18 protein-coding genes are annotated in these 19,414 nt (G+C 72.9%); 11 read left to right on the top strand and 7 right to left on the bottom strand.

Annotated features, from left to right (window positions below; all coding sequences use genetic code 11):
* The first annotated feature begins 51 nt into the window (after positions 1-51).
* The 4 genes from radA (at position 52) to disA (ending at position 4,076) form a co-directional block, all read left to right on the top strand.
* On the top strand, positions 52-1,473 hold the full coding sequence (gene radA, locus AC1DUQ_RS00485) for a DNA repair protein RadA (protein WP_477059845.1): 1,422 nt from the start codon (positions 52-54) through the stop codon (positions 1,471-1,473).
* Between the two features lie 93 nt (positions 1,474-1,566).
* Entirely contained in the window at positions 1,567-1,788 is a 222-nt protein-coding gene (locus AC1DUQ_RS00480; RefSeq protein ID WP_421735949.1) for a hypothetical protein, read from the top strand.
* Positions 1,789-1,856: 68 nt separating this feature from the next.
* Positions 1,857-2,918, top strand: coding sequence for a LacI family DNA-binding transcriptional regulator (locus AC1DUQ_RS00475; RefSeq protein WP_477059844.1), 1,062 nt, complete (start codon positions 1,857-1,859; stop codon positions 2,916-2,918).
* A gap of 30 nt (positions 2,919-2,948) precedes the next feature.
* Positions 2,949-4,076, top strand: a complete 1,128-nt coding sequence (gene disA, locus AC1DUQ_RS00470; RefSeq protein ID WP_477059843.1) for a DNA integrity scanning diadenylate cyclase DisA — start codon at positions 2,949-2,951, stop codon at positions 4,074-4,076.
* On the opposite strand, the gene AC1DUQ_RS00465 is transcribed toward disA, so the two are convergent.
* Entirely contained in the window at positions 4,073-4,660 is a 588-nt protein-coding gene (locus AC1DUQ_RS00465) for a hypothetical protein (RefSeq protein ID WP_477059842.1), read from the bottom strand. The genes disA and AC1DUQ_RS00465 overlap by 4 nt on opposite strands.
* Before the next feature lie 96 nt (positions 4,661-4,756).
* On the bottom strand, positions 4,757-5,335 hold the full coding sequence (locus tag AC1DUQ_RS00460) for a GNAT family N-acetyltransferase (RefSeq protein ID WP_477059841.1): 579 nt from the start codon (positions 5,333-5,335) through the stop codon (positions 4,757-4,759).
* Positions 5,336-5,378: 43 nt separating this feature from the next.
* On the opposite strand from AC1DUQ_RS00460, the gene AC1DUQ_RS00455 reads away from it, so the two are divergent.
* Together AC1DUQ_RS00455 and AC1DUQ_RS00450 are read left to right on the top strand one after the other, a co-directional pair.
* Positions 5,379-6,299: an HhH-GPD family protein gene (locus AC1DUQ_RS00455; protein WP_477073250.1), complete on the top strand. Its 921-nt coding sequence runs from the start codon at positions 5,379-5,381 to the stop codon at positions 6,297-6,299.
* 20 nt (positions 6,300-6,319) lie between these two features.
* On the top strand, positions 6,320-6,796 hold the full coding sequence (locus tag AC1DUQ_RS00450) for a DivIVA domain-containing protein (protein ID WP_477073249.1): 477 nt from the start codon (positions 6,320-6,322) through the stop codon (positions 6,794-6,796).
* A 10-nt stretch (positions 6,797-6,806) separates the two neighbouring features.
* On the opposite strand, the gene AC1DUQ_RS00445 is transcribed toward AC1DUQ_RS00450, so the two are convergent.
* The 4 genes from AC1DUQ_RS00445 to AC1DUQ_RS00430 form a co-directional block, all read right to left on the bottom strand.
* Positions 6,807-7,370 (bottom strand): GNAT family N-acetyltransferase, encoded by a 564-nt coding sequence (locus AC1DUQ_RS00445; protein ID WP_477059838.1) that lies wholly within the window; start codon positions 7,368-7,370, stop codon positions 6,807-6,809.
* A gap of 40 nt (positions 7,371-7,410) precedes the next feature.
* Positions 7,411-7,911: an amino-acid N-acetyltransferase gene (locus tag AC1DUQ_RS00440; protein WP_477059837.1), complete on the bottom strand. Its 501-nt coding sequence runs from the start codon at positions 7,909-7,911 to the stop codon at positions 7,411-7,413.
* 42 nt (positions 7,912-7,953) lie between these two features.
* On the bottom strand, positions 7,954-9,477 hold the full coding sequence (locus AC1DUQ_RS00435) for a high affinity choline transporter 1 (RefSeq protein WP_477059836.1): 1,524 nt from the start codon (positions 9,475-9,477) through the stop codon (positions 7,954-7,956).
* A gap of 156 nt (positions 9,478-9,633) precedes the next feature.
* Positions 9,634-10,275 carry a TetR/AcrR family transcriptional regulator gene (locus tag AC1DUQ_RS00430; protein ID WP_477059835.1) on the bottom strand — a complete coding sequence of 214 codons (642 nt, stop codon included), beginning with the start codon at positions 10,273-10,275 and terminating at the stop codon, positions 9,634-9,636.
* A gap of 199 nt (positions 10,276-10,474) precedes the next feature.
* Between AC1DUQ_RS00430 and AC1DUQ_RS00425 the strand changes: the two genes are divergently transcribed.
* The 3 genes from AC1DUQ_RS00425 to uca are packed head-to-tail and all read left to right on the top strand — an operon-like array spanning position 10,475 to position 15,497.
* On the top strand, positions 10,475-11,320 hold the full coding sequence (locus tag AC1DUQ_RS00425) for an urea amidolyase associated protein UAAP1 (protein ID WP_477059834.1): 846 nt from the start codon (positions 10,475-10,477) through the stop codon (positions 11,318-11,320).
* Positions 11,317-11,919, top strand: a complete 603-nt coding sequence (locus AC1DUQ_RS00420; protein ID WP_477059833.1) for an urea amidolyase associated protein UAAP2 — start codon at positions 11,317-11,319, stop codon at positions 11,917-11,919. The genes AC1DUQ_RS00425 and AC1DUQ_RS00420 overlap by 4 nt, the downstream gene beginning before the upstream one ends.
* Complete coding sequence (gene uca, locus AC1DUQ_RS00415) at positions 11,916-15,497, top strand: urea carboxylase (RefSeq protein WP_477073248.1); 3,582 nt, start codon at positions 11,916-11,918, stop codon at positions 15,495-15,497. Before AC1DUQ_RS00420 ends, uca begins: the two co-directional genes overlap by 4 nt.
* Positions 15,498-15,648: 151 nt before the next feature.
* On the opposite strand, the gene AC1DUQ_RS00410 is transcribed toward uca, so the two are convergent.
* Positions 15,649-16,638 carry a sugar-binding transcriptional regulator gene (locus AC1DUQ_RS00410; protein ID WP_315093300.1) on the bottom strand — a complete coding sequence of 330 codons (990 nt, stop codon included), beginning with the start codon at positions 16,636-16,638 and terminating at the stop codon, positions 15,649-15,651.
* Positions 16,639-16,784: 146 nt separating this feature from the next.
* On the opposite strand from AC1DUQ_RS00410, the gene AC1DUQ_RS00405 reads away from it, so the two are divergent.
* Both AC1DUQ_RS00405 and AC1DUQ_RS00400 read left to right on the top strand, forming a co-directional pair.
* Entirely contained in the window at positions 16,785-18,593 is a 1,809-nt protein-coding gene (locus AC1DUQ_RS00405; RefSeq protein ID WP_477059831.1) for a glycerol-3-phosphate dehydrogenase/oxidase, read from the top strand.
* A 73-nt stretch (positions 18,594-18,666) separates the two neighbouring features.
* Positions 18,667-19,392 (top strand): MIP/aquaporin family protein, encoded by a 726-nt coding sequence (locus AC1DUQ_RS00400; RefSeq protein ID WP_477073247.1) that lies wholly within the window; start codon positions 18,667-18,669, stop codon positions 19,390-19,392.
* Positions 19,393-19,414: the final 22 nt, after the last annotated feature.

Here is a 19,414-nt window from a genome sequence, read left to right as displayed (position 1 = left end):
CAGTCGCGTGGCAAGGGCGCTCTGTCAGAGCCTGCGGCTAGCGTGCGGCGCGTGACCACGACCTCCTCGAAGCGGCCCGACCGCAGCGCGCGTCCGGCGTTCCGTTGCACCGAGTGCGGGTGGACCGCCGGCAAGTGGGTGGGCCGGTGCGGCGAGTGCCAGGCCTGGGGGTCGGTCCTCGAGGACACCGGCCCCGGCGGCGGTGCACCGCGCACGGTCGCCACCTCCCCCACGCGCTCCCCGGCCCGGCCCATCGACCAGATCGACGTCGAGACCGCACGGGCGCGACCCACTGGGGTCGACGAGCTGGACCGGGTGCTCGGCGGCGGCCTCGTGCCCGGCGCCGTGGTGCTCCTGGCCGGCGAGCCCGGCGTGGGCAAGTCGACCCTGCTGCTCGACGTCGCCGCCCGAGCCGCGCGCACCGGGCGCAAGGTCCTGTACGTGACCGGCGAGGAGTCGGCCGCGCAGGTGCGCCTGCGGGCGGGCCGGATCCACGCGCTCGACCCGCAGCTGCTGCTCACCGCGGAGACCGACCTGGGCACCGTCCTGGGGCACATCGAGCACGTCGACCCCGACCTGCTGGTGCTCGACTCCATCCAGACGATCGCGTCCGCGCAGGTCGAGGGCACCGCCGGTGGGGTGTCCCAGGTGCGCGAGGTGGCCACGGCGGTGATCCAGGCCGCCAAGGCCCGGGACCTGCCCGTCGTGCTCATCGGTCACGTCACCAAGGACGGCTCGGTGGCCGGACCGCGCACGCTCGAGCACCTGGTGGACGTCGTCTGCCAGTTCGAGGGCGAGCGCCACTCCCGCCTCCGCATGCTGCGCGCGACCAAGAACCGGTACGGCCCCACCGACGAGGTCGGCTGCTTCGACCTGTCGGAGTCGGGGATCGTCGGGCTGGCGGACCCCAGCGGGCTGTTCATCTCGCAGGCGCTGCACGCGGTCCCGGGCACCTGCCTGACCGTGACGCTGGAGGGCCGCAGGCCGCTGGTGGTCGAGGTGCAGTCGCTCGTGGCGCCCAGCGCGGTGCCCAACCCCCGGCGGACCACCAGCGGGGTCGACAGCAGCCGGCTGGCCATGGTGCTCGCGGTGCTCCAGCGCCGGCTGGGCGCCCGTCTGGCCGACCAGGACGTGTACGTGTCGACGATCGGGGGCGCCCGGGTGGTCGAGCCCTCGGCCGACCTGGCGCTGGCGCTGGCCGCCGTGAGCTCGCGGGAGAACGTCCCGCTGCCGCGCGGTCTGGTGGCCATCGGCGAGGTGGGGCTCGCCGGTGAGATCCGGACCGTCTCCGGCGTCGGTCGGCGGCTCGCCGAGGCGGCGCGGCTCGGCTTCACGCGCGCGATCGTGCCGGCGGGGGCGCTGGACGGCGCGACGCCCCCGGCAGGGCTGACCGTCCTCATGGCCGCCGACCTGGGAGAGGCCGTCACCGCGGCCGGTCTGGTGCCGGATCTCGCGGGCAGCGCACGTCGCTGACGTCGATCGCCAATTCCTCTTGACCGGTATAGAGGCTTGGGTTACTTTATCGGTACAGAAGAGATCGAGACCGACAGGAGAACCCTGATGTCGATGGACACCCCTCAGTTCGGACTGCTGTTCGGTGTGACTGCGGCGCGGCACGAGGCCGAGAGCGCACGGCCCTGGGCACCCGAGGTGCCGGAGCCGGAGCGCATCCCGCGCGTCCGCCGGGCCCGCGCACCACGCACCCGCCGCAGCCTGGCCGGTGCGCTGCACCACCTGGCCGACACCATCGCCCCCGCGAACGGCTGCGAGGGCTACCCGGCGCGATGATCGCCTCGCCACCGGGACCGGCCCCGGCGACCTACCCTGTCCCGCATGGAGCGGAACAGGGTGGCGTCGTGTCCCGGGTGACGCTGCAGACGATCGCCGACCGCGTGGGCGTCAGCCGGATGACCGTGTCGAACGCGTTCTCCCGGCCGGACCAGCTCTCGGCCGAGATGCGCCGCACGATCCTCGCGGCCGCTGCCGACCTCGGCTACGTCGGCCCGGACCCGTCGGCGCGGGCACTCGCCCGCGGCACCACGGGTGCGGTGGGCGTGCTGCTCACGGAGTCRGTGGGCACGGCGTTCCGGGACCCGATCGCCGCGGCGTTCTTCGGGGCCGTCGCCGAGGAGCTCGCCCCCACCGGGATGGCCGTCGTGCTGCTCCCCTCGACGGGCTCGGAGGGCATGATCCCCGCCCGCGACATCCCGATGGACGGCGCGCTGGTCTACGGGTGCGCCGGCGACTACCCCGCCGTCGACTGGCTGGTGAAGCGCCGGCTGCCGCTCGTCTTCGTCGACGGGGAGCCGGTGGCGGGCGCGGCGAGCGTGCTCCTCGACGAGCAGCACGGCGCGCGCCTCGGCGCCGAGCACCTGCTCGGCCTGGGGCACCGACGGATCGGCATCCTCACCATGAACGTGACCGTTCCCCCGGGGCTCGCCCCGGACCCGTCCGCCGCCGGGTCAGGGTTCGTGGCGCGCGAGCGGCAGATCGGCTGGATGGACGCCCTCGACGCGGCGGGTGTGACGCCCGCCGTGATGGAGGTGCACGACAACGCGGAGCCGTACATCTCGGAGGGCGCGCGGGCGCTGCTCTCCGGCGACGACCGACCGACCGCGGTTCTGTGCTTCTCCGACCTCATGGCCGCCGCCGTCGTGCACGCCGCCGAGGAGCTCGGGCTGCGCGTCCCGGAGGACCTGTCGGTCGTCGGCTTCGACGACTCGCCCCTCGCCCGTCGTCTGCGCCCGGCCCTCACCACCGTCCACCAGGACTTCGCCGCCAAGGGCAAGGCCGCCGCCGCAGCACTGACCGCGTCGATCGCGCGGTTCCGCGCGGGCGACGGCCCCGAACCGGAGCACCACCGGATCCTCGTCGACCTGGTGGTGCGCGACAGCACCGCCCCGCCGCGCTCCGCCTGAGCGTGTCGAACGAGCGAACCCTCGTCCGTCATGCGGGTCGTGACGGCCGTTGACCCCGCCCATCGTTACCATGCAACCGTGCCGTCGCACCTGCACGCCTCCGATGACCTCCTGAGGTCCACGCTCGCCGCCGTCGCCCCGGGTGGCGAGCTTCGCGACGGTCTGGAGCGGATCCTGCGCGGGCGGACGGGCGCGTTGATCGTCCTCGGGTTCGACCAGACGGTCGAGAGCATCTGCTCGGGTGGCTTCGTCCTGGACGTCGAGTTCTCCGCGACCCGCCTGCGCGAGCTGGCCAAGATGGACGGCGCCGTCGTCGTGGATGCGGGCATCTCCCGGATCCTGCGCGCGGCCGTGCAGCTGCTGCCGGACGTGACCATCGAGACGTCCGAGTCCGGCACCCGGCACCGCACCGCCGAGCGCGTCGCCAAGCAGACCGGCCTGCCGGTCGTGTCGGTCTCCGCGTCCATGCGGATCATCGCCCTGTACGTCGGCGGTCAGCGGCACGTCATCGAGGACTCCACGACCATCCTGTCCCGCGCCAACCAGGCCCTGGCCACCCTCGAGCGGTACAAGTCGCGGCTCGACGAGGTCAGCGGCACCTTGTCCGCGCTGGAGATCGAGGACCTGGTCACGGTCCGCGACGTGTCCGCCGTGGTGCAGCGCCTCGAGATGGTCCGCCGGATCTCCGAGGAGATCGAGGGCTACGTCGTCGAGCTGGGCACCGACGGTCGCCTGCTCACCCTGCAGCTGGACGAGCTGGTCGGCGGCATCGGCTCCGACCGGGCACTGATCATCCGCGACTACGTCGACACCAGCCGCCGGGACGTGGACTCGGTGCTCGACGAGCTGGCCGAGCTGGACTCCACCGAGCTGCTCGACAACGCGCGGATCGCCAGCGTGCTCGGCCTGCCCGGAGGTGGCGACGCGCTCGACGCGGCCGCCGGACCGCGCGGCTACCGGCTGCTGTCCAAGGTCCCCCGCCTGCCCGGCGCCATCGTCGACCGGCTGGTCGCGCACTTCGGCGGGCTGCAGAAGCTGCTCGCCGCGGGCATCGAGGACCTCATGGCGGTCGACGGCGTCGGTGAGCAGCGCGCGCGGGCCGTGCGCGAGGGGCTGTCCCGGCTCGCCGAGTCGAGCATCCTCGAGCGGTACGTCTAGCCCAGTCCGAACACCGCGGGCGGGGCGCTCGTCCCGGCCAGGTTCAGCTGCGCCGAGTACGTGCCGGCACCGGGAGCCGGGAGTCCCTGCGGGCAGCCCTCCGCCGACCGGACGCGGTTCCAGGCGAACGACGTGGTGTCGGTGAAGCCCGCAGCGAGCAGGAGCGTGCGCTTCTCCGTGCCGGGGACCACGCAGTCCCGGTTGGACCACACCCGGTCCGCGCCGGACGTGATGACGATCTCGCGCTGGACCTCACCCGCGTCGACCAGGCAGGCCTCCGCGCCGGTGTTGGTGATCGAGACCGTGAACGTGGCGCTCACCCCCGCCGCGAACGACACGGCGTCCGGCGTCATGGCCAGGACCAGGCCCGTGGGTGCGCAGCTGGCCAGGGCCGGCGTCTCGCTCGGCGTCGGCTCCTCGACCGGCGGCGTCGACGTGGTCTGCGCGTCCGGTGCCGGGTCCTCGTCCGACCCGCGCCCGGCGACCAGCCAGACCACCACGGCGAGGACGACGAGCGGGATGCCGAGCACCACCAGCCGACGCACCCAGTAGACCCGGGCGGGGAGGCGTCGCGAGTCGCTCATGCGTCCTCCGGACCGGTCGGCTGCGCCGCGCGATCCCGCGGCGCGACCACCGTAGAGGCAGGTCCGCCGACCCGCGCGGCGGACGCGCGGACGCGCTCAGAGAGCGAGACGAACGATCGCCCGGCCGTCCTTCGGCCGCGCCACCACGTCGAAGTCGGCCGCCAGGAAGAGGCTGACCGTCCCCCGGTAGAGGTCGGCCGACGAGAGCCTGCGGGCGCCCGGCTCGAGCGGATACCCCTCGAGCGTGTGGGCGCCGGATGCCCGGGCGTGCTCGACGGCCGCCGCGAGCAGGGCACCCGCGACACCCTGTCGTCGGAACCCCGTCCGCACGACGAAGCAGGTCACGGCCCAGATCCCCGGGTCGTCGAGATCCGCCTTGAGCTCGCGCGTGGTCATCGACGGGCTCGTCCGGATCCGCGGGAACTCCGACCGCGGCGCCACGGACGCCCAGCCGACCGGGTCACCGTCGAGCGTCGCGACCACGCCCGGGCTCGCTCCGGGCTCGCTGATCCGGGTAGCGAGCCGACTCTGCAGCTCCTCGACCGACATGGCCCGGTACTGCGAGTTCGGCACCCGGTCGAACTGGCAGAAGCACCGGCCGGGGTCACCCGGACCCTCGAGGACCGCGACCGCGTCGTCGACGCTCGCGCAGGGCGCCGCCCGCAGCTCAGCCATGCGACCACGGTAGCCACGACCTCGGACAGCCTCCTGTCACCGCGTGAGGCAGGATGCTGCGGTGCCGCCGTCCCCCGCCCAGCTGCGCGAGCCGGTGCTCGCCTGGTTCGACGTGCACGCGCGCGACCTCCCGTGGCGCGCCGCCGACCGGACGCCGTACGGCGTGCTGGTCAGCGAGGTGATGCTGCAGCAGACGCCGGTGGTCCGCGTCGAGCCGGCGTGGCGTGCGTGGATGTCCCGGTGGCCGACACCCGCGGACCTCGCGGCGGCCCCGACGGCCGACGTGCTGCGCGCGTGGGACCGCCTGGGCTACCCGCGCCGCGCGCTCCGGTTGCAGGAGTGCGCGCGGGCGATCGTGGAGCGGCACGGCGGGGTCGTCCCGTCCGACGAGTCGTCGCTGCTGGCGCTGCCCGGCATCGGCTCGTACACCGCCGCCGCGGTCCTGGCCTTCGCCTACGGACGCCGGTCGGTGGTGCTCGACACCAACGTCCGGCGCGTGCTGGCCCGCGCGGTCGACGGAGCCGCGCTCCCGGCCCCGAGCCAGACGGTGGACGAGGTCCGCCGCGCCACCCGGTACGTCCCCGAGGACCACACGACCGCCGCGCGCTGGGCCGCCGCGTCGATGGAGCTGGGCGCCCTCGTCTGCACCGCCCGGTCCCCGCGCTGCGACGCCTGCCCGGTCCGGGACGTGTGCGCCTGGTACGCCGCCGGACGGCCCGCCGACGAGCACGCCGGACGTCGCCGGACCCAGTCGTTCGCCGGGACCGACCGGCAGGTGCGAGGACGCGTGATGGCTCTGCTGCGCGAGGCCCTCGGTCCGGTCCCCGCCGCTGCGGTCGACGCGGTCTGGCCGGACGCCCCCCAGCTCGCCCGCTGCGTCGACGGGCTGGTGGCCGACGGGTTGGTCGCGCGGGACCCGGCCGTCAGCGACGACGACCCCCCGACGTACCGGCTCCCGTCCTGACCGCGTGGGACGATGCGGCCATGCTGACCTCCGCCGACGTGCTGAACCAGAAGTTCGCGGCCACCAAGTTCCGCGAGGGCTACGACCAGGACGAGGTCGACGACTTCCTCGACCGCGTCGTCGAGACCTTGAAGGAGCAGGAGGGCGCCGGCCGTGCGGCGAAACCCCTGACCGCATGGGACATCGGGCAGGTCCGGTTCCAGACCACCAAGTGGCGCGAGGGCTACGACCAGCAGGAGGTCGACGCCTTCCTCGACCGGGTGCGCGAGCAGCTGACGGTCGACGCCGCACCGGCGGCGGAGCCGGTCCCCGTGTGGCAGCCCGCTGCGACGCCGGCGATCTCCGGGTCCGCGCTGGTGCTGCACCTGCAGACCATGCGGGCCACGCGGCCGGCCGGTGCCCCGGACACCATCTCCGTCCGGCTCCCCGACGGCACGCTGCGCCCGGTCACCGACCTGCGCAACACGGCGGACGGCATCGAGCTCGTCGTCGGCTGACCTCCCGCGGCTACCGCCGCTCCCACGTCTCCTTGGTGATCTCGTATCGGAAGCCGCCCAGCTCGGAGCCCTCGACCATGAGCATGTCGTCGGGAGTGTCGAGCTTCTCCGCGACGGTCATGTCGACCTTCTCCATCACCTTCTGCGAGGCGCGGTTCAGGAACATCGTCGCGCCCCAGACCACGCGCACGTCGAGCTCGGTGAACGCCTTGTCGAGCAGTGCGCGCGAGCCCTCGGTGGCGTACCCCTTGCCCCAGGCGTCCTGGCGCAGCCGGTACCCGAGCTCGACCTCGTCCGTCGGGCCACCCGGCTCGGGTCGCAGGCAGAACCACCCGACGAACGCGCCGCTGTCCTTCTCGTGCGCCGCGAACACCCCGAACCTCCCGTCCCACCGGTCGTAGCCCCGCAGGAGGCTCGGCAGGTCGCGCTCGCGGACGACCTCGGGCGGGGTCGGCTCGCCCCCGCTCAGGTAGCGCATCACCTCGGGGTCGCTGTCCAGCTCGATCAGGAGGTCGGCCTCGTCGGCGGAGAAGGGGCGCAGGGTCAGGCGCTCGGTCGCCAGGTAGGTGGTCACGCCCTGAGCGTGCCCGACGCGGACCGGGCATCCCACCGATTTACAGCTCGATGAGCATCCGGGTGTTGCCGAGCGTGTTCGGCTTCACGCGCGCGAGGTCGAGGAACTCGGCGACGCCGTCGTCGTGCGACCGCAGCAGCTCGAGGTAGACGTCCGGTGTGACGGGCGTGCCCTCGATGACGTGGAAACCGTGGGACTCGAAGAACGCCACCTCGAACGTCAGGCAGAAGACGCGGCGCAGCCCCAGCTCCCGGGCACGGTCCAGCAGCGAGTCCAGCAGCGCGTGCCCGACGCCGGTCCCCCGGAACGTGCGGTCGGCGGCGAGCGTGCGGATCTCGGCGAGGTCCTGCCACATCACGTGCAGCGCACCGCAGCCGATGACCGTCGCGTCGTCCGCCTCGGCGACCAGGAACTCCTGCACCGCCTCGTAGTACCCGACCCACTCCTTGGCCAGCAGGATGCGCTCGGCGGCGTACGGCTCGACCAGGGCGCGGATCGCGCGGACGTCGGCGGGCAGGGCGGGACGGACACGGAAGGACACCGGGACAACCTAACCGCGAGCCGGGCGCCCACGCGGGACGGCTCACACCGCGGGCTCGGGCTCCGATCCGCGCGGGACCGGGACGGTCTCGTCGGGCATCCCGTCCGCGATCGCCCAGGCCTCCTCCGTCACCGTGCGCGGCCAGACCGCCGCGGCCACGAGGTAGGCCAGGAGCGACGCACCGAACCCCCAGAACGTCGGCCACCCGTCGAACGACGCGTCGATCAGGTCGTTCGGGATGTACCAGACGTCGTTGGGCACCCCGTAGACCGTCGGCGTGAGGACGAAGAGCACCAGCCGGACGCCGACACCGACCACCAGCGCGGCGACGGCCGCCCGGGTGCCGCCGCGCTTCCAGAACAGCCCGAGGATGAACGGCACCAGCAGGCCGGCGAGCATGAGGTCGAAGGCGAGGGTGAGCAGGATGCCGGTCTGAGCCACCTTGAGCGCCACCGAGACGCCGAGCACGACGATCGGGACCATCGCGACGCGGGTCCACAGGAGCAGGGGGTCCCGGACGCCCTCCTCCTTGACGGAGACCACGCGGCGGACGCCGACGATGTTCCGGACCGCCACGGCGGAGGTCGCGAGGATGGCTCCCGACGCGGTCGAGAAGGACGCGGCGACGATCCCCGACAGGACCAGCACGGTCAGGCCGGAGGGCGCGTAGTCGTCGAGGAGCTGGAACAGGATCGGCCCCGAGTCCGTCGTCAGGCCGAGCACCGACGACGCCGACAGGGCGACCATGGCGAACGCGACGCCGATGATCGCCGTGCCGGCCGCGCCGGTGAAGCAGGACTTCTGCGCGGTCTCGGGGTTGCGCGCCGCGAAGATCCGCTGCATGAAGTCGATGGCGACGATGTCCCCGATGCCGAGCGCGACGAGCGTGGCCCAGTTGATGGGCGCTCCAGCGCTGGTCTGGGTCAGCTGCTCGAAGTCGAACGGTCCCATGCCGTCGGCCACCTCGAACCCGTAGGTCATGCCGAACCAGACGACCAGGCTGACCGTGGCGACGATGGTGATGACGATCTGGATGGCGGCGGTGTAGGCGTCGGAGAACATGCCGCCGCCGATCGTGTAGACGAGCACCAGGGCGACCGCGACGAGCACCCCGACGGTGTAGTCGAGGCCGAGGAACCGCTCCAGCAGGAACCCGCAGGCCACCAGGTTGCCGGCCATGAGGATGGCGAACGCGAAGATCATGAACACCGACGACGCCACCTCGACCCCGCGCCCGTAGCGCAGCCGGTAGAAGTCGGCGAGCGTGAACAGCTTCATGCGGTTCATGGGCTTGGCCAGGAACAGGCCGGTCAGCAGCAGACAGATGGCCAGGCCGAGCGCGAGGGACGCCCCGGCCCAGAAGCCGAAGGACGCCGACAGGTCGGTGTTGCCGACCGTGGCGTTCGAGTCGACCGCGGCGGCCATGAGGGAGGCCGCGACGAGGGGGACGCCCAGGCGGCGGCCGGCGACGAGGTAGTTGGCGCTGTCCCCGTCGACCTTGCGGGCGACGACGATGCCGACGAGGACGACGGCGAGGACGGAGAGACCGACTCCGGCGATGATCATGGGGGCTCCGGGTGGCGAGAGGGGACCGACCGCCGGCCCGGAGTTTCTGTCGGCCGACAGGATCATTGACCACCCGGCCTGTGTCGGCTCCGCTGCACGCACGAAACGCTTGTGTTAATTCGGCGGCTGCAGCACTCGCGTACGCGCGCGAGGGGCTCAGACGGTGAGCGACACCGGCAGCGCGCGGGCCAGCGCGATCTCTGTCGGCGTGCAGCCGACCAGCCGCAGGACCCCGTCGGCCACCGCGTCCTGCACGGTGGGGACGTCGAGGTCCGGGGTGTCCCGGCGGCGCAGGATCACCGACTCCACCAGGCCGAGGACGAGCTCCCCGCGGTCGTCGGCCTCGTCCGACGCCGCCGAGGAGAGCTCGCTGTACCGGGCCCGCAGCCGCGAGCGCAGGGCGTGGAACTCGGCGAACTGCTCGCCGGCCACCTCGGGCAGCACGTAGAGGACACCGAGGTTCACGGGTCCCGCACCGAGCAGGCCGACGTCGGCGTGCACGAGGGTCCACAGGCGCGCCGCGGCGGGCTCGGAACCGGCGACGAGGGCGTCGGCGAGCTCCAGCGACGGGCGCACCGTGCCGAGCAGGAGCTCGAGGAGGAGCGCGTCCTTGCCGGCGAAGTGGTGGTAGATCGAGGCCTGGCGGACCCCGGCGGCGTCGGCGATCGCGCGGGTGCTGGTGGACGTGAAGCCGACCGTGCAGAACAGCGCGGCGGCGGCGTCGAGCACGTCGCGACGGGTGTCGCGCTCACCGTCGGGGTCGCCGCTCGCGCGCGGTCGACCGGGTCTGCGTGCCATGGCGAGCCGACGCTACCACCGGGCACCGAACGCTCCGTCGCCCACCCGCAGCGTCCGAGGATCTGGTCGCCCGAGCGCTCAGTTCCTCGGACGCTGCGGGGTGACGGCGGCTCGTAACAGGAGGTTTACCTGGCGGAGACGGGACGGGAACCTCCGCGCACGAGCCTGTTTCTGTCAGTCGACAGAAATCGAGGACGCGATGACCGCCACCACCACCGGGACCACGGCCGGCGCCCGGGAGCACGCACGGGCCCAGGAGGCCGCCGCCGCCGGCACGGTCCCGACCCTGCCGGTCCGCCCCGCGCGCGACTGGCCGACGCCGCCCAGCGAGGTCGATCCCGCCACCCTGGTGCATACCGAGGTCGTCGCGGGCGGCGGCTACACGCACCTCGCGGTCGCCCGGGGGACGCACGTCCGGCTGACCGACCTCGTCGGCGACGCCTGCGCCCACCTGCTGGCCTACCGGCTGGACCGCCCGTGGGAGCGGCTGAACGTCGCGGACACCGTCAAGGTGCAGTGGCAGGTCTACCTGACCGCGGGCCACCTGCTGCTGAGCGACCAGGGCCGCGTGCTGGCGAGCATCGTCGGCGACACGTCCGCGCACCAGGACGCGCTCTACGGGACCTCGTCGAGGGCCCGGAACGAGCAGCGGTACGGCGACGGCAGCGCGCAGGGTCCGACGCCGGCCGGGCGCGAGCTGTTCGCGCTTGCGGCGGCCAAGCACGACCTCGCACGCCGCGACCTGCCGCCGAGCATCTCGTTCTTCCAGGGCGTCCGGATCGACGACCAGGGCCGCCCGGTGTTCGAGGGCTCCGCGGGGCCGCGCGCCTCGCTCACCCTGCGGGCCGAGGTGCCGCTGCTCCTGCTCGTCGCCAACACGGCCCACCCCCTCGATCCGCGCGAGTACGTCAGCACGCCGGTGGAGGTCCTGGCCTGGCGCGGGGAGCCGACGGCGGAGACCGATCCGCTCTGGACCGCCACGCCGGAGGGTCGCCGCGCCTTCGTCAACACGCTCGCCGACCTCACCGCACGGGGGCTCGCATGACCACGCTGCTCGACACCGTCGTCCCCGCCCGCGCGCCCTGGTCCGCGGTGGTGCGCCAGGGCGAGGTCCTTACCATCGTCGACCTCGGCGGCAACCAGGCCGTCGACTTCCTCGTGTTCGACGCCACCGACACGAGCCTGCGCTACAGCGCCCCCGACACGATCCAGGGCCAGGACTCGGTGTTCCTGACCACCGGCTCGGTCCTGCGTGACTGCGAGTACGGCCCGCTCATGACCGTGGTCGCCGACGAGGTCGGCCGGCACGACACGCTCGGCGGCGCGTGCTCCAAGGAGTCGAACACCCTGCGCTACGGCCACCACACCTGGGCGCAGCACGCCTGCGTGGAGAACTTCCTGGCCGAGGGCGGTCGGTACGGGCTGGGCAAGCGCGACCTGGTGTCGAACATCAACTGGTACATGAACGTGCCGGTGGACCCGGACGGTGCGCTCGGGATCGTCGACGGCATCTCCGCACCGGGCCTGTCCCTGTCCCTGCGCGCCGAGCGGGACGTGCTGGTGATGGTCAGCAACTGCCCGCAGATCAACAACCCGTGCAACGGCTTCGACCCGACGCCGGTGCGGATGGTGATCTCGTCGTGACGTTCGACACCCTGCTCGTCGCCAACCGCGGGGAGATCGCCGTCCGGATCCTGCGCACCGCGCGCGAGCTGGGCCTGCGCACGGTCGCGGTCTACTCCGACGCCGACGCGGGCGCGGCCCACGTGCACCTGGCCGACGTGGCGGTCCGCCTCGGCCCCGCGCCCGCGCCGCAGTCGTACCTGCGCGCGGAGCTCCTCCTCGACGCGGCCCTCGCGCACGGCGCCGGCGCGATCCACCCGGGCTACGGGTTCCTCAGCGAGAACGCGGCGTTCGCTCGCACGGTCGAGTCGGCGGGGATCGCGTTCGTGGGTCCGACGCCGGAGCAGCTGGAGCTCTTCGGCTCGAAGCACACCGCCCGCGACGCGGCCCGTGCGGTCGGCATGCCGATGCTCTCGGGCACCGGCCTGCTGGGCTCCCTCGACGAGGCGGTCGCGGCGGCTGACGCGATCGGCTACCCCGTCATGCTCAAGGCCACGGCAGGTGGCGGCGGCATCGGCATGCGGGCGTGCCACGGCCCCGACCAGCTGGTCTCCGCGTGGGAGGCGGTGCGCCGGACCGCGGGGGCCGCGTTCGGGTCGGCCGGCGTCTACCTGGAGCGGCTCATCACGGCCGCGCGGCACGTCGAGGTGCAGGTGTTCGGCGACGGTCTCGGCCGCGTGGTGACCCTGGGCGACCGCGACTGCTCCCTCCAGCGCCGGCACCAGAAGGTGGTCGAGGAGGCTCCAGCCCCGAGGCTCCCCACCCACGTGAGGTCCCAGATCGACGACGCCGCCCGCGTGCTCGCCGAGTCGGTGAGCTACCGGTCGGCCGGCACGGTCGAGTTCGTGTATGACGCCGAGCGGCACGAGGCGGCGTTCCTCGAGGTGAACACGCGCCTCCAGGTCGAGCACCCGGTCACGGAGGCGGTGTTCGGCGTCGACCTGGTCGCCTGGATGATCCGGCTGGCCCAGGGCGACACGTCCGTCGTCGACACCCCGCTCCACCCGCGCGGCGCCGCTGTCGAGGCTCGCGTCTACGCGGAGAACCCCGACCACGACCACCTCCCGAGCGCCGGGACGGTGACCGCGTTCGAGGTCCCAGGCGACGTCCGCGTCGACACCTGGATCGAGCCCGGCACGGAGGTCTCCACCCACTACGACCCGCTGCTCGCCAAGGTCGTCACGGCCGGCGCCGACCGCGAGAGCGCCTGGCACGCCCTGGGCGTCGCGCTGGCCGACACCCGCCTGACGGGCATCGCGACCAACCTGGGCCTGGTTCGCACGATCGTGCACTCCCCCGAGGTCGCCGCCGCGCGGCACCACACCGGCACCCTCACGCACCTGCGCGACGAGACCCCGCGCCTCGAGGTCCTCCGCCCGGGGCTGCTGACGACGGTCCAGGACTGGCCCGGCCGCACCGGGCTGTGGCACGTCGGCATCCCGCCCTCGGGTCCGATGGACGACCTCTCGTTCCGGCTGGGCAACACCGCGCTCGGCAACCCCGAGGGCGCCCCCGGCCTGGAGTGCACGATGGCCGGCCCCGAGCTCAGGTTCGTCACGGGCGCGACGGTCATGGTCACCGGCGCGCCGGCCGCGGTCACCCTCGACGACGTCCCGGTCCCGCAGTGGGAGCCGGTCGAGATCCCGGCGGACGGGGTGCTCGCGATCGGTGCCCCGGCGCTCGGCATGCGCACGTACCTGCTGGTCAGGGGCGGCCTCGACGTCCCGCACGTGCTCGGCTCCGCGGCGACGTTCGACCTCGGCCGCATCGGTGGCACCACCGGTGTGCCGCTGCGTCCGGGCGACCAGCTGGCGATCGCGGCACCGACCGGGACGGCGCGGGCGGTTCCCGACAGCGACCGGCCCCTCATCACCGACACCTGGCACATCGGCGCCCTCGAGGGGCCGCACGCCGCCCCGGAGTTCTTCACCCCCGGCGACGTCGAGACGTTCTACGCCGCGACCTGGGCGGTCCACTTCAACTCCGCGCGCACGGGCGTCCGGCTCGTCGGCCCCAAGCCCACGTGGGCGCGCCCGGACGGCGGCGAGGCGGGGCTGCACCCGTCGAACATCCACGACACCCCGTACGCGGTCGGTGCGGTCGACTACACCGGCGACCTGCCGATCCTGCTCGGTCCGGACGGCCCGTCGCTCGGCGGGTTCACGTGCCCGGCGACGGTCGCGCTCGGGCAGCTGTGGAAGCTCGGTCAGCTGCGGCCCGGCGACACCGTGCGGTTCGTGCCGGTCGACGAGGCCGAGGCGGACGCGCTCCGGGCGAGACCGCAGGCGGCACCCCGCGCGACGCGGCACGCGCACGACGACGGCGGCATCCTGGCTCGCACCGACTCCGACAGCGAGGTCACCTACCGCCGCAGCGGCGACRACAACCTGCTGGTCGAGTACGGCGCGATGACCCTCGACCTGGCCTCCCGGATGCGCGTGCACGCCCTCGCGCAGGAGGTGCAGCAGCGCGTCGACCACGACGGCCTGCGCGGCATCGTCGACCTGACGCCCGGCATCCGCTCGCTCCAGCTGCACGTCGACCCCGAGCGGCTGCCGCTGCGGAAAGCGCTCGACCTGGTCCGCGAGATCGAGCACACCCTGCCGGCCACCACGGACCTCGTGGTCCCCAGTCGCACGGTCCACCTGCCGCTCAGCTGGGACGACCCCGCGACGCGCGAGGCGATCGAGCGCTACATGGCCGGTGTCCGCGACGACGCCCCGTGGTGCCCCTGGAACATCGAGTTCATCCGCCGCATCAACGGCCTGGGCTCGGTCGACGACGTCTACCGGACGGTGTTCGACGCGTCCTACCTGGTCATGGGCCTGGGCGACGTGTACCTGGGCGCCCCCGTGGCCACCCCGCTGGACCCGCGCCACCGGCTGGTCACCACCAAGTACAACCCAGCCCGCACGTGGACCCCGCAGAACGCGGTCGGCATCGGCGGCGCCTACCTGTGCATCTACGGCATGGAGGGACCGGGGGGCTACCAGTTCGTCGGCCGCACCATCCAGGTCTGGGACACGCACGCGCGGCACCGGCCGTTCGAGCCGGGCACCCCCTGGCTGCTCCGGTTCTTCGACACCATCCGGTGGCACCCGGTGGGCGCTGACGAGCTGCTGGACCTGCGCGCGGACATGGCGGCCGGCCGGCTCGACGTGACCATCGAGCCCGGCACCTTCTCCATCGCGGAGCACCAGCGGTTCCTGGCGGACAACGACTCGGAGATCACCTCCTTCCGCGCGCAGCAGGCGGCGGCGTTCGGCGCCGAGCGGGACGCGTGGGCGGCGGCGGGCGAGTTCGACCGCGTGATCGAGCCGGACGCACCCGCCCCGTCGGTCGCCACCGAGGTGCCCGTCGGGTGCGAAGGCGTCGAGGCGCCGTTCGTCGCGACGGTCTTCCGCGTGGACGTGCGGCCCGGCGACGTGGTCGAGCGCGGTCAGCAGCTGCTCGCGCTCGAGGCCATGAAGATGGAGGCCCCGGTCATCGCGACGGTCGGCGGCACGGTTCTCGACATCGTCGTGACCCCGGGCGACCAGGTGGGCCCGGGCCAGGTGCTGGTCATCGTCGAACCGGCGGCGGTGACCACGGCGGCCTAGGTCACACGATCCCGTCGCCCGCGGCGTTGTCCCACGCCTCGCTCTCGCCCGACTCGAGCCACTCGTCGAACGCCAGCGCGTACTGCTCGTCCAACGTCACCTGCGGAACGTAGCGCGCCGGCGCTACATCGGCGCAAGGCTCTGGGCGCCGCTACACCCGCGCGCGCACCCGCCGCGGGTGGGGCGGCTCGGCCGCGTCGAGCAGTCCGGTGGCCGTGATCTCGTCGACCACCAGGTCGGTCACCACGCCGGCGCGCAGGGCGGCCAGCAGCGGCGCCACCTTGTTGTCCCCGGCCACCACGCACACGCGTCGCGGGATCCGCTGCAGCTCGACGGGGGTCGGGCCGGTGGCGCGCTCGTTCAGGTGCACGTCCTGCCAGGACCCGTCGGCGCGCAGGAACACGGTGCACACGTCGCCCACGACGCCCTCGTCGTGCAGGTTCTTCACGTCCGCGTCGTCGAGGTAGCCGGCGGAGTAGACGTGCGACGGCACCGCGCCGGCGACCGCCCCGACGGAGAACACGGCGATGTCCGCGCGCCGCTGCATGTCGAGCACCCGCCGGACCGACCGCTCGCGCCACATGGCCGCCTTGGTGTCCGGGTAGTCGAAGAATGCGGGCACCGAGAAGTGGTGCACGGCCGCCGCGAACGCGGTGCCGAACGTCGAGATCAGGTCGCTGGCGTACTCGATCCCGCTGGTGCGCATGTTCGCGGCACCGTTCAGCTGGACCACCGCGGAGCCCCGCGTCGGCTTCGGCGCGAGGTACCGGGACACCGACGCGAGGGTGGTCCCCCACGCGACGCCGAGCACCATGTCGGAGTCGAACCACGAGGACAGCAGGCGCGCCGCGGTGATGGACACCTGGTCGAGCCGCTCGATGTGGCTGGCGGAGTCGGGCACGGGGACCACATAGGTGTCGATGCCGAACGTCGCCGCGATCGTCCGACCGAGACCCGGTGCACGCGTGCTCGCCGGGCGCAGCGTGATCTCGACCAGCCCGGACTGCCGCGCACGCTTGATGAGCCGGGAGACGGTCGACCTGGAGGTGCCGAGGTGGCGGGCGATGACCTCCATCTTGATGTCCTGGAGGTAGTACATGGACGCGGCCCGCAGCACGTCCTGCTCACGCTCGACGTACACGGACACCCCCTCCCGGCTCGCAGCCGATCCTGCACGTATGTGCACCGCGGTTGCGCGTTCGTTCGCCTCATGACGACGATAGCGAGCATGCCCGTACTGGGCGAGTGGGACATGAAGGACAAACAGAGCCACCGGGGGTACCACGGATGAGGACGGCGCCGCTGACGGCCCAGGCACGACAGGACGCACTCGACGCGATGCGCGGGAGTGCCGAACGCGGGAACGAGCTCGACGTCCTGGTCATCGGTGGCGGAGTCACCGGCGCGGGGATCGCGCTCGACGCGGTGAGCCGTGGCCTGTCCACCGCGATCGTGGAGGCGCAGGACTGGGCGAGCGGCACGTCGAGCCGGTCCAGCAAGCTGGTGCACGGCGGCCTGCGCTACCTGCAGATGCTCGACTTCCACCTGGTGCGCGAGGCGCTCACCGAGCGTGACCTGCTGATCAACCGCCTGGCGCCGCACCTGGTCAAGCCGGTGAGCTTCCTGTACCCGCTGGAGAACCGCATCTGGGAGCGGGCCTACGTCGGCGCCGGCGTCGCGCTCTACGACACGCTGGCCTCGGTCACCGGCTCGCGTCGCGCGCTCCCGATCCACCGGCACCTGACCCGCAAGGGCATGGAGCGGCTGTTCCCCGACCTTCGGCACGACGCCGCGATCGGCGCGGTCCGCTACTGGGACGCCAGCGTGGACGACGCCCGGCTCGTCGAGACCCTGGTCCGCACCGCCGTCAGCTACGGCGCGCACGCCGCATCCCGCACGCAGGTGCTCGACCTGCAGACCACCACGGGCGGCGCAGTCACGGGCGCCGAGGTGGTGGACCTGGAGACCGGCGAGCACATCGACGTCCGGGCCCGGGCCGTCATCAACGCGACCGGAGTGTGGACCGAGCAGACCGAGGCGCTCGCGGGGGCCGAGGGCGGGCTGCGCGTCCTGGCCAGCAAGGGCGTGCACATCGTCGTGCCGCGCAGCCGGATCTCCGGTGACACCGGGCTGATCCTGCAGACCGAGAAGTCGGTCCTGTTCATCATCCCGTGGTCGCGGTACTGGGTCATCGGCACCACGGACACCCCGTGGGAGCAGGAGCTGCTGCACCCCGTGGCCACGAGCGCGGACATCGACTACATCATCGAGCACGCCAACACGGTCCTGTCCCGGCCGATCACGCGCGAGGACATCATCGGCACCTGGGCCGGCCTGCGTCCGCTGCTCCAGCCGCACGTCAAGGAGGGCACCAGCTCCGCCAAGGTGTCCCGCGAGCACACCGTCGCCTCCCCCGCCCCCGGCTTCACGGTCATCGCGGGCGGCAAGCTCACCACCTACCGGGTGATGGCCAAGGACGCGGTCGACTTCGCGATCGGCAGCCGGGCGACGAGCCTGCCGTCCATCACGCACGACCTCCCGCTCGTCGGCGCCGAGGGACTCCAGGTGTTCCAGCGGCAGGCCCGCGCCATCAGCCAGAAGTACGGCTGGAGCCGCCCGCGCATGGACCACCTGCTGCACCGGTACGGCTCCCTGCTGGGCGAGCTCATCGACCTCGTCGACGCCGACCCGACGCTCGCCGAGCCGCTGGAGCACGCCGACGCGTACATCCGGGCGGAGATCGTCTACGCGGTCAGCCACGAGGGCGCGCTGCACCTCGACGACGTCGTCATGCACCGCACGCGGCTCAACTACGAGCAGGCGGACAAGGGCGTCGGCGCACTGGAGGAGATCGGTGACCTCGTCGCCCCGATCCTCGGCTGGGACGCGCACACCCGCAGCCAGGAGATCGAGGCGTACCGCGCGCGGGCCGAGGCCGAGGACGCCGCCGCGCAGGAGCTGGACGACGCCGAGGCCGAGAAGGTGCGGCTCCGGGCAGCGGACGTCTCGCCGATGATCGGTGACGCGTCGGTGAACGCCGGCACCAAGCCGGGATCCCCCGCCGGGAAGGGGTCCTCAGGCCCCGTAGGCACCTGAAACTCCCCGCGGCCATCCGCGGGGTGCACGTGACAACGATGTCCGTCAGAAAGGGTCGACAGTGGACTTCACAATGGGAGACGCCTTCGTCTCGGAGGTGATGGGCACCGGGATGCTGATCCTCCTCGGTGCCGGCGTCGTCGCGAACGTCATCCTGCCGAAGAACAAGGGCTTCAACGGCGGCTGGCTCCTCATCAACTTCGGATGGGGTCTCGCGGTGTTCGCGGGTGTGTACGTCGCGTACAAGTCGGGGGCGCACCTCAACCCCGCGGTGACCATGGGGATCTGGACCAGCGGAGCGGACGAGTTCGCCCCGGGCATCCCGGTCACGGCGGCGAACGGCTTCCTCTACGTGGTGGCCCAGATGACGGGCGCGGCACTCGGTGCAGGTCTCGCGTTCCTCGCCTACAAGCCCCACTTCGACGAGGACGCCGACGCCGGGACCAAGCTGGCCGTCTTCTCCACAGGACCGGCGATCCGCTCGTACGCGTGGAACTTCGTCACCGAGGCCATCGCGACGTTCGTCCTGGTGTTCGTCATCCTCTGTTTCGGCCTGACTCCGTCCGGGCTGGGACCGCTCGCCGTCGCCCTCCTGGTGGTCGGCATCGGCGCCAGCCTCGGTGGCCCCACCGGGTACGCCATCAACCCCGCGCRTGACCTCGGGCCCCGCATCGCCCACATGCTCCTGCCCATCAAGGGCAAGGGCTCGAGCGACTGGGCCTACTCCTGGGTGCCGGTCCTCGGCCCCCTCGTCGGTGGCGCCATCGGTGGCCTCGTGGCCGCCGCATACGTCGTCTGACGTCCCGACAGCCGTCCCCGTC

This window comes from Cellulomonas sp. P4_B5_2 (assembly GCF_056402235.1).
The sequence above is the reverse complement of the archived record's forward strand: the minus strand, read 5'-3'. Positions and strand labels throughout refer to the sequence as shown.

Coding starts and splice junctions, on each gene's coding strand:
- AC1DUQ_RS00480 (WP_421735949.1), top strand. CDS start 1,567: ATGGACACCCCTCAGTTCGGACTGCTGTTCGGTGTGACTGCGGCGCGG.
- disA (WP_477059843.1), top strand. CDS start 2,949: ATGCGGGTCGTGACGGCCGTTGACCCCGCCCATCGTTACCATGCAACC.
- AC1DUQ_RS00465 (WP_477059842.1), bottom strand. CDS start 4,660: ATGAGCGACTCGCGACGCCTCCCCGCCCGGGTCTACTGGGTGCGTCGG.
- AC1DUQ_RS00460 (WP_477059841.1), bottom strand. CDS start 5,335: ATGGCTGAGCTGCGGGCGGCGCCCTGCGCGAGCGTCGACGACGCGGTC.
- AC1DUQ_RS00450 (WP_477073249.1), top strand. CDS start 6,320: ATGCTGACCTCCGCCGACGTGCTGAACCAGAAGTTCGCGGCCACCAAG.
- AC1DUQ_RS00435 (WP_477059836.1), bottom strand. CDS start 9,477: ATGATCATCGCCGGAGTCGGTCTCTCCGTCCTCGCCGTCGTCCTCGTC.
- AC1DUQ_RS00430 (WP_477059835.1), bottom strand. CDS start 10,275: ATGGCACGCAGACCCGGTCGACCGCGCGCGAGCGGCGACCCCGACGGT.
- AC1DUQ_RS00425 (WP_477059834.1), top strand. CDS start 10,475: ATGACCGCCACCACCACCGGGACCACGGCCGGCGCCCGGGAGCACGCA.
- AC1DUQ_RS00420 (WP_477059833.1), top strand. CDS start 11,317: ATGACCACGCTGCTCGACACCGTCGTCCCCGCCCGCGCGCCCTGGTCC.
- AC1DUQ_RS00405 (WP_477059831.1), top strand. CDS start 16,785: ATGAGGACGGCGCCGCTGACGGCCCAGGCACGACAGGACGCACTCGAC.